The 9,410-nt window shown below is 58.0% G+C and carries 10 protein-coding genes; 9 read left to right on the forward strand and 1 reads right to left on the reverse strand.

The genetic code is table 11. The annotated features are described in order from the left end of the window. The first annotated feature begins 18 nt into the window (after window positions 1-18). The 8 genes from rpmJ (at window position 19) to bfr (ending at window position 5,446) form a co-directional block, all read left to right on the forward strand. Window positions 19-135 (forward strand): 50S ribosomal protein L36, encoded by a 117-nt coding sequence (gene rpmJ, locus M8Q45_RS28210; RefSeq protein ID WP_002555468.1) that lies wholly within the window; start codon window positions 19-21, stop codon window positions 133-135. A gap of 130 nt (window positions 136-265) precedes the next feature. Beyond that, on the forward strand, window positions 266-622 hold the full coding sequence (rpsM, locus tag M8Q45_RS28215) for a 30S ribosomal protein S13 (protein ID WP_003186020.1): 357 nt from the start codon (window positions 266-268) through the stop codon (window positions 620-622). 30 nt (window positions 623-652) lie between these two features. Continuing rightward, window positions 653-1,042: a 30S ribosomal protein S11 gene (gene rpsK / locus M8Q45_RS28220; RefSeq protein ID WP_002555466.1), complete on the forward strand. Its 390-nt coding sequence runs from the start codon at window positions 653-655 to the stop codon at window positions 1,040-1,042. Between the two features lie 18 nt (window positions 1,043-1,060). Beyond that, the gene (gene rpsD / locus M8Q45_RS28225) at window positions 1,061-1,681 is read left to right on the forward strand and encodes a 30S ribosomal protein S4 (protein WP_003176404.1); all 621 of its coding nucleotides are present in this window, start codon (window positions 1,061-1,063) and stop codon (window positions 1,679-1,681) included. A gap of 22 nt (window positions 1,682-1,703) precedes the next feature. Further along, window positions 1,704-2,705 carry a DNA-directed RNA polymerase subunit alpha gene (locus M8Q45_RS28230; RefSeq protein WP_003186012.1) on the forward strand — a complete coding sequence of 334 codons (1,002 nt, stop codon included), beginning with the start codon at window positions 1,704-1,706 and terminating at the stop codon, window positions 2,703-2,705. Window positions 2,706-2,747: 42 nt separating this feature from the next. After that, a complete protein-coding gene (gene rplQ, locus M8Q45_RS28235) occupies window positions 2,748-3,134 on the forward strand; it encodes a 50S ribosomal protein L17 (protein WP_003176402.1) in 387 nt (128 codons plus the stop codon). A gap of 240 nt (window positions 3,135-3,374) precedes the next feature. After that, entirely contained in the window at window positions 3,375-4,823 is a 1,449-nt protein-coding gene (locus M8Q45_RS28240; RefSeq protein ID WP_249873126.1) for a catalase, read from the forward strand. A 158-nt stretch (window positions 4,824-4,981) separates the two neighbouring features. Then, window positions 4,982-5,446 (forward strand): bacterioferritin, encoded by a 465-nt coding sequence (gene bfr, locus M8Q45_RS28245; protein ID WP_003186005.1) that lies wholly within the window; start codon window positions 4,982-4,984, stop codon window positions 5,444-5,446. 113 nt (window positions 5,447-5,559) lie between these two features. On the opposite strand, the gene uvrA is transcribed toward bfr, so the two are convergent. After that, window positions 5,560-8,394, reverse strand: a complete 2,835-nt coding sequence (gene uvrA, locus M8Q45_RS28250; RefSeq protein WP_249873127.1) for an excinuclease ABC subunit UvrA — start codon at window positions 8,392-8,394, stop codon at window positions 5,560-5,562. Window positions 8,395-8,562: 168 nt separating this feature from the next. Between uvrA and M8Q45_RS28255 the strand changes: the two genes are divergently transcribed. Beyond that, the coding region (locus M8Q45_RS28255; protein ID WP_249877243.1) for an MFS transporter at window positions 8,563-9,410 on the forward strand (848 nt) is incomplete at its 3' end.

Here is a 9,410-nt window from a genome sequence, read left to right on the forward strand (position 1 = left end):
AGGTTCGAGGAGTTGGTGATGAAAGTTCGTGCATCGGTGAAAAAGCTGTGCCGTAACTGCAAGATTATTCGCCGCGAAGGTGTTGTTCGGGTAATTTGCAGCGCGGAACCGCGTCACAAACAGCGCCAAGGCTGAGTGTGATTGTGCTTTAAGCCCGGCAGCTAGTGCGCTGCCGGGTTGATTATTTGTTATTACAGCGATATTATCTCGCGCCCTATTTCTTGGCTTCCGGGGCGTAGGTAGCTGTCAATTGGAGTCCCACTGAATGGCCCGTATTGCAGGCGTCAACATTCCAGATAACAAGCATACTGTTATCTCGCTGACCTACATCTATGGTGTTGGTCGCACTACTGCACAGAAAATTTGTGCAGTGACTGGGGTTAACCCAGCGGCAAAGATCAAGGATCTGAGCGACGAGCAAATTGAACAGCTGCGTGGCGAAGTGGCGAAGTTCACCACTGAAGGTGACCTGCGTCGCGAAATCAACATGAAAATCAAGCGCTTGATGGACCTCGGTTGCTATCGCGGTCTGCGTCATCGTCGTGGTCTGCCAGTACGCGGTCAGCGTACCAAGACCAACGCGCGTACCCGTAAAGGTCCGCGTAAGCCGATCCGCAAGTAATCGCCCCAGCGAATCGACAGGAATTTAATCATGGCAAAACCTGCTGCTCGTCCTCGTAAAAAAGTTAAAAAGACAGTGGTTGATGGCATCGCCCACATCCATGCTTCTTTTAACAACACCATCGTGACCATTACCGACCGTCAAGGTAACGCTCTTTCCTGGGCTACCTCCGGTGGTTCGGGTTTCCGCGGTTCCCGCAAGTCCACCCCGTTCGCTGCTCAAGTAGCTGCCGAGCGTGCTGGTCAAGCTGCGCTGGAATACGGCCTGAAAAACCTCGACGTCAACGTCAAAGGTCCAGGTCCAGGTCGTGAATCCGCAGTCCGCGCTTTGAACGGCTGTGGCTACAAGATCGCCAGCATCACCGACGTGACGCCAATCCCGCACAACGGGTGCCGTCCGCCGAAGAAGCGCCGCGTGTAATCCAGGAGATTGTAAAGAATGGCTCGTTACATTGGTCCAAAATGCAAACTCGCTCGTCGCGAAGGCACCGATCTCTTCCTGAAGAGCGGCGTGCGCGCGATCGAATCGAAGTGCAACATTGAAGCAGCACCTGGTATCCACGGCCAACGCCGCGGTCGCCAGTCCGACTACGGCACCCAACTGCGTGAAAAGCAGAAGGTCCGTCGTATCTATGGCGTTCTCGAGCGTCAATTCAGCGGCTACTACAAAGAAGCTGCTGGCAAGAAAGGCGCAACCGGCGAAAACCTGTTGCAGCTGCTCGAATGCCGCCTGGACAACGTTGTATACCGTATGGGTTTCGGTTCTACTCGTGCCGAATCCCGTCAGCTGGTATCGCACAAGTCGATCAGCGTTAACGGCCAGACCGTAAACGTTCCGTCCTACCAGGTTCGTGCTGGTGACGTGGTTGCTGTTCGCGAGAAAGCAAAGAACCAACTTCGCATTGTCCAAGCTCTCGATCTGTGTGCCCAACGTGGCCGCGTAGAATGGGTAGAAGTAGACACTGAGAAGAAGTCGGGCGTTTTCAAGAACGTTCCTGCTCGCAGTGATCTGTCCGCCGACATCAACGAAAGCCTGATTGTCGAGCTCTACTCCAAGTAAGGGCTAGAAAATAGGTGCATCCATGCAGATTTCGGTAAATGAGTTCCTGACACCCCGCCATATTGATGTGCAGGTTGTCAGTCCAACCCGCGCCAAGATCACACTCGAGCCTCTCGAGCGTGGTTTCGGCCACACCCTGGGCAACGCGCTGCGCCGCATCCTGTTGTCCTCAATGCCCGGCTGTGCAGTAGTCGAGGCCGAGATTGACGGTGTGCTCCACGAGTACAGCGCCATCGAAGGTGTACAGGAAGACGTAATTGAAATCCTGTTGAACCTTAAAGGTCTGGCTATCAAGCTGCACGGTCGTGACGAAGTTACGCTGACCTTGTCGAAGAAGGGTTCGGGGGTGGTTACCGCTGCCGATATTCAGCTGGATCATGATGTCGAGATCGTTAACCCCGATCACGTAATCGCTAACCTGGCGTCTAACGGCGCCCTGAACATGAAGCTCACCGTAGCTCGTGGTCGTGGTTATGAACCGGCAGACTCGCGTCAGAGCGATGAAGACGAAAGCCGCAGCATCGGTCGCTTGCAGCTTGACTCTTCGTTCAGCCCGGTTCGCCGTATCGCATACGTGGTGGAAAACGCCCGTGTCGAACAGCGTACCAACCTGGACAAGCTGGTTATTGATCTGGAAACCAACGGTACCCTGGATCCTGAAGAGGCTATCCGTCGTGCAGCAACCATCCTGCAACAGCAGTTGGCTGCGTTCGTCGACCTCAAGGGTGACAGTGAGCCAGTGGTTGTCGAGCAGGAAGACGAGATCGATCCGATCCTGCTTCGCCCGGTTGACGATCTGGAACTGACTGTACGTTCGGCTAACTGCCTTAAGGCGGAAAACATCTACTACATCGGCGACCTGATTCAGCGTACCGAAGTAGAGCTGTTGAAGACTCCGAACCTTGGCAAGAAATCCTTGACTGAAATCAAGGACGTTCTGGCCTCCCGCGGTCTGTCCCTCGGCATGCGCCTCGACAACTGGCCGCCTGCAAGTCTTAAGAAGGACGACAAGGCGACTGCCTGATCGTCGTAATCACCGAACGTTGTGTTTGGTAAGGAATGAACCATGCGTCATCGTAAAAGTGGTCGTCACCTGAGCCGCACCAGCTCGCACCGCAAGGCCATGTTTCAAAACATGGCGGTGTCGCTGTTCGAGCACGAGCTGATCAAAACTACACTGCCGAAAGCCAAAGAACTGCGCCGCGTTGCCGAGCCGCTGATCACTCTGGCCAAGACAGACAGCCTGGCTAACCGCCGCCTGGCTTTCGACCGTACTCGTTCGAAAGCTATCGTTGGTAAGCTCTTCAACGACCTGGGCAAGCGTTACGCTACCCGTGAGGGTGGCTACCTGCGCATCCTCAAGTGCGGTTTCCGCGCTGGCGACAACGCGCCTATGGCGTACGTCGAGTTGGTTGATCGTGCTACTGCCGGCGAAGCTGTAAGCGCCGAGTAAGACGACAGTCTGCAACGAAGAACCGGGCCTAGTGCCCGGTTTTTTGTGCGCGTAAGAAAAACAGCTTATTCGTACAAGCTTCCATAAGGCCAAGGCGTCACTATTGGCGTTGGGGTTGTTGTTAGAGATTTTCTATTGATGCGCACAATTTAATAAATTTGTAGCCGTCACATTGTTGATCAATACTCCTCTCCAGCCGATTAGCCGGCAGTCCGAAGACCGACCTAGGAAGAATTGAGCATGAGCCAGATCAAAACGCTTACGACCGCCAGTGGCGCTCCTGTTGCCGATAACCAGAACTCTCGCTCCGCCGGCCCACGTGGCCCGCTGCTGCTCGATGATTTCCACCTGATCGAGAAGCTTGCTCATTTCAACCGCGAAAACATTCCCGAGCGCCGCGTGCACGCGAAAGGGTCAGGTGCATACGGTACCTTTACCGTAACTCGTGATATCACCCAATACACCAGCGCGAAGCTGTTCGATTCCGTGGGCAAGCAGACGCCGACTTTCCTCCGCTTCTCCACCGTTGGCGGTGAGCGCGGCTCCGCTGACACTGAGCGTGACCCCCGCGGTTTCGCCCTGAAGTTCTACACGGAAGAAGGTAACTGGGACATCGTTGGCAACAACACGCCTGTATTCTTCATTCGTGATCCGCTGAAATTTCCAGATTTCATCCACACGCAAAAACGCTTGCCGCAAAGCAATCTCAAAAGCGCGCAGATGATGTGGGATTTCTGGTCGCATTCTCCCGAGGCGCTGCACCAGATCACCATCCTGTTCTCTGACCGCGGCATTCCTGACGGCTACCGCCACATGCATGGCTTCGGCAGCCATACCTATAGCCTGATCAATGCCCAAGGCGAGCGTCACTGGGTGAAATGGCACTACAAGACCAAGCAAGGGATCAAGAACCTGGCACCGGCCGAGGCCGCTCGCCTGGCGGGTACCGACCCGGATTATGCCCAGCGCGACTTGTTCAATGCGATCGAGCGCGGTGAATTCCCGAAATGGAGCGTCTGCATCCAGATCATGACCGAAGCTCAGGCTGCGGCTCATTACGAGAACCCGTTCGATGTGACCAAGACTTGGTCGCAGAAGGAATTCCCGCTGATCGAGGTCGGTGAACTTGAACTCAATCGCAATCCGCTGAACTACTTTGCCGAGGTGGAACAAGTGGCATTCGGGCCGAGCAACATGGTGCCGGGTGTGGGTCTTTCGCCTGATCGCATGCTGCAGGGCCGCGTATTTGCCTACGCCGATGCACACCGCTACCGCGTGGGTACCAATCACCAGCAATTGCCAGTGAATGCGCCGCGTAGCCCGGTCAATACCTACCAACGTGACGGCGCGATGGCGTTCGGCAGCAATGGTGGCGCGGCTCCCAACTACGAGCCTAACAGCTATGTCGAAGCGCCGAAGCAGGCACCGCATTATGCGGAGCCGGCATTGGCCCTCAGCGGTGCGGCGGATCGTTATGATCATCGCGAAGACACTGACTACTACAGCCACGCTGGCGCGCTGTTCCGCTTGATGAGCGACGAGCAGAAAGCGCTGCTGATCAGCAACATTGCCGGCGCGATGGGCGGCGTTTCGGCGGATGTGGTTGATCGCCAACTGCAGCATTTCTTCAAGGCAGACGCTGCTTACGGAGAAGGTATCGCAAAGGCGCTGGGCGTACAGCTTAACTAAGTCTAAACGAGAAGCAGAACCGCCCTCATTAGGGCGGTTTTTGCGTTATTTAGCCTGCTTTTCTTGGATTTTCTTCACTTTTGTTGCGCTAGACGAGTGACCTTGCAGTCAGGTTGGTTCAAACTAGAGCCTTTCAAAGCTTGTGGAGATGTAGGGCGATGCAAGGTCACCCAGACGTAATCGATTACCTCAACACGTTGCTGACCGGCGAGCTGGCAGCCCGTGATCAATATTTCATCCATTCGCGGATGTACGAGGATTGGGGGTTTACCGAGCTCTACGAACGTATCAACCATGAGATGGAAGAAGAGGCACAGCACGCTGATGCGTTGATGCGCCGGATCCTGATGCTCGAAGGCACGCCGCGCATGCGCCCGGACGACCTGGACGTCGGTACCACCGTCCCCGACATGCTCGCCGCCGACCTTCGCCTGGAATACAAGGTTCGCGCCGCGCTGTGCAAAGGCATTGAGTTGTGCGAGCAGCACAACGACTACGTGACCCGCGAGATCCTGCGTATCCAGCTCAACGATACCGAAGAGGATCATACCTACTGGCTGGAGAAGCAGTTGGGCCTGATCAAGCTGATCGGGTTGGAAAATTACCTGCAATCGCAGTTCTGATTGCTGAAGAGGGGAACGCAGAGCGTTCCGAGATGCATTCCCCCGCAAAGCGTGGGAACGATCAAGCCCCTGCCATCGATGAGATGACAGGGGCTTTTTTGTGCCAGGAAGAATCAGTCCCGATCACGCTCCAGCAGTGGCTTGAGGTAATACCCAGTATGGGACTGCTTCATCTCCGCCACCTGCTCCGGCGTCCCTACGGCAATGATCTGGCCGCCCTTGGAACCGCCTTCCGGGCCCAGGTCCACCAGCCAGTCAGCGGTCTTGATCACGTCCAGGTTGTGTTCAATGACCACCACGGTGTTGCCGTGATCGCGGAGACGATGCAGTACGTCGAGCAATTGCTGGATATCTGCGAAATGCAGACCAGTGGTCGGCTCATCGAGGATATAAAGGGTCTTGCCGGTATCGCGCTTGGACAGCTCGCGGGATAGCTTGACCCGCTGCGCCTCGCCGCCGGACAAGGTGGTCGCCGACTGACCGAGCTTGATGTACGACAGCCCTACATCCATCAACGTCTGGAGTTTGCGCGCCAAAGCCGGTACCGCGTCGAAGAACACCCGGGCCTCTTCGATGGTCATCTCCAGGGTCTCGTGGATGTTCTTGCCCTTGTACTTGATCTCCAGGGTCTCGCGGTTGTAACGCTTGCTCTTGCACACATCGCATGGCACGTAGATGTCAGGCAGGAAGTGCATTTCCACCTTGATCAGGCCATCGCCCTGGCAGGCCTCGCAGCGCCCACCCTTGACGTTGAACGAGAAACGCCCTGGGCCGTAACCCCGTGAGCGGGACTCCGGTACGCCGGCGAACAGTTCGCGGATCGGGGTGAACAGCCCGGTGTAGGTCGCCGGGTTGGAGCGCGGCGTACGACCGATCGGGCTTTGGTCGATGTCGACGACCTTGTCCAGATGCTCCAGGCCCTTGATGCTGTCGTGAGCGGCGGCTTCCAAAGTGGTGGCGCCGTTCAGGGCAGTGGCGCTGAGGGGGAACAGCGTGTTGTTGATCAGCGTCGACTTGCCGGAACCTGACACGCCGGTGACACACGTGAGCAGGCCAATCGGGATTTCCAGGTCGACGTTGCGCAGGTTGTTGCCGCGGGCACCCTTGAGGGTCAGCGACAGTTTCTTGTTGCGTGGCGTGCGCTTGGCCGGAACCTTGATCTTCACCCGGCCCGACAGGTATTTGCCGGTCAGCGAGTCGGGATGCGCCATGACCTCGGCGGCAGTGCCCTGGGCGACAATATGCCCACCGTGGACGCCCGCGCCTGGGCCGATGTCCACCACGTAATCCGCCAGGCGAATCGCGTCTTCGTCATGCTCTACGACGATGACGGTGTTGCCGATATCCCGCAGGTGCTTCAAGGTCCCGAGCAGGCGGTCGTTATCCCGCTGGTGCAGGCCAATGGACGGTTCGTCGAGGATGTACATGACGCCCACCAGGCCGGCGCCGATCTGGCTGGCAAGGCGGATACGCTGGGCTTCGCCGCCGGACAAGGTGTCGGCACTGCGATCGAGGGTCAGGTAATTAAGGCCGACGTTCACCAGGAACTGCAGGCGTTCGCGGATTTCCTTGAGGATCTTGTCGGCGATTTCGCCACGACGACCGGTGAGCTTCAAACCGCCGAAATAATCGGTGGCATCGCCAATCGGCAAGTTGGTGACAGCTGGCAGCGTCTTCTCACCGACCCACACATGCCGCGCTTCGCGGCGCAAGCGGGTGCCGCGGCAATCAGGGCAGGGCTGAGTGCTGAGGAACTTGGCCAGTTCTTCGCGCACGCTGGCCGACTCGGTCTCGCGGTAGCGTCGCTCCAGGTTCGGCACGATGCCTTCGAACGGGTGCGAGCGCTTGACGATATCGCCACGGTCGTTCAGGTATTTGAAGTCGACATTCTGCGAGCCGCTGCCGTGCAGGATGAATTTCTGCTGGTCGGCGGGCAGCTCGCTGAATGGCTTGTCCAGGCTGAACTTGTAGTGGGCTGCCAGCGACCCAAGCATCTGGAAGTAGTAGACGTTGCGCCTGTCCCAGCCTCGAATCGCGCCTTCGGCCAGGGTCAGTTCGCCATTGACCAGTCGCTTGGTGTCGAAGAACTGCTTGACCCCCAGGCCGTCGCAGGTCGGGCAGGCGCCGGCCGGGTTGTTGAAGGAGAACAGCTTGGGCTCCAGCTCGCTGATCGCATGGCCGCAGATCGGGCAGGCGAAGCGTGCGGAAAAGATTATCTCCTCGCCAGGCTCGTCGTCCATCGGCGCCACCAGGGCGATGCCGTCGGCCAGCTTCAACGCGGTCTCGAAGGATTCGGCCAGGCGTTGCTGGAGATCGGCGCGGACCTTGAAGCGGTCCACCACCACATCGATGGAATGCTTCTTCTGTTTATCCAGCTTCGGCAGCTCGTCGAGCTCGCACAGCTTGCCGTTGACCCGCGCGCGAACGAAGCCCTGGGCGCGCAGTTCTTCGAAGACCATCAAGTGCTCGCCCTTGCGCTCGCGGATGACCGGCGCCAGGAGCATCAGCTTGCTGCCTTCGGGCTGGGCCAGCACCAGGTCGACCATCTGGCTGACGGTCTGGGCTTCAAGTGGAATGTCATGATCGGGGCAGCGGGGAACACCGACGCGCGCATAGAGCAGGCGAAGGTAGTCGTAGATTTCGGTGATCGTGCCGACTGTCGACCGTGGGTTGTGGGAGGTCGACTTCTGTTCGATGGAGATCGCCGGCGACAGGCCTTCGATGGTGTCGACGTCGGGTTTTTCCATCATCGACAGGAACTGCCGGGCGTAGGCCGACAGCGATTCGACATAGCGTCGCTGGCCTTCGGCGTACAGGGTGTCGAAAGCCAGCGATGATTTGCCGGATCCGGACAGGCCGGTGATGACGATCAGCTTGTCCCGTGGCAGGGTCAGGTCGATGTTCTTCAGGTTGTGGGTACGGGCCCCACGAATCAGGATCTTGTCCAAAGTGGCCTCGCTCGGCGGGCGTCGAAAACGTAGGAGTATACGGGTAAATACTGGATGGATACACACTATCAAGTGTCATACATGAAGACTGCGCGGCAAACGGTCGCCATATACCCCCTCAATCGATGGGACTGGTAGAATCCCCGCCGGTTCACACGAGGTTTTTCCATGCACGATCCCCACAGCGAACGCATGAGTAGCGGCGAGGCCCGCGCGGCAAGCGGCCTGGCCCTGGTGTTCGCCTTTCGCATGCTGGGCATGTTCATGGTGTTGCCGGTACTGGCGACCTATGGCATGGACCTGGCGGGCGCGACCCCGGCCCTCATCGGGCTGGCGATCGGCGCCTACGGCCTGACCCAGGCGATTTTCCAGATCCCATTCGGGATCATTTCCGACCGGATCGGTCGACGGCCCGTCATTTACCTGGGGCTTATCGTGTTCGCCCTCGGCAGTCTGCTGGCGGCCAACGCAGATTCGATCTGGGGCGTGATCGCCGGACGGATCCTACAGGGTGCGGGTGCTATTTCTGCTGCCGTCATGGCATTACTGTCAGACCTGACCCGCGAACAGCATCGGACAAAAGCGATGGCGATGATCGGCATGACGATTGGTCTGTCGTTCGCTGTCGCCATGGTTGTAGGACCGTTGTTGACGCGGGCTTTCGGTTTGTCGGGCCTGTTCCTCGCGACCGGGGCCATGGCGCTGGTGGGTGTGCTGATCGTCGCGTTCATCGTGCCACGTTCCACCGGGCCGTTGCAGCATCGCGAATCCGGGGTCGCCCGCCAGGCGCTGGTGCCGACGCTCAAGCATCCTGACCTGCTGCGCCTGGACCTGGGCATCTTCGTGCTCCATGCCATGCTGATGTCCAGTTTCGTGGCCCTGCCGCTGGCGCTGGTGCAAAAGGCCGGCCTGCCCAAAGAGCAACACTGGTGGGTCTACCTGACGGCATTGCTGATTTCGTTCTTCGCCATGATCCCGTTCATCATCTATGGCGAGAAGCGACGCAAAATGAAACG

This window comes from Pseudomonas sp. T1.Ur (assembly GCF_023516725.1).
In the GTDB taxonomy this organism is placed as follows: Bacteria; Pseudomonadota; Gammaproteobacteria; order Pseudomonadales; family Pseudomonadaceae; genus Aquipseudomonas; species Aquipseudomonas alvandae.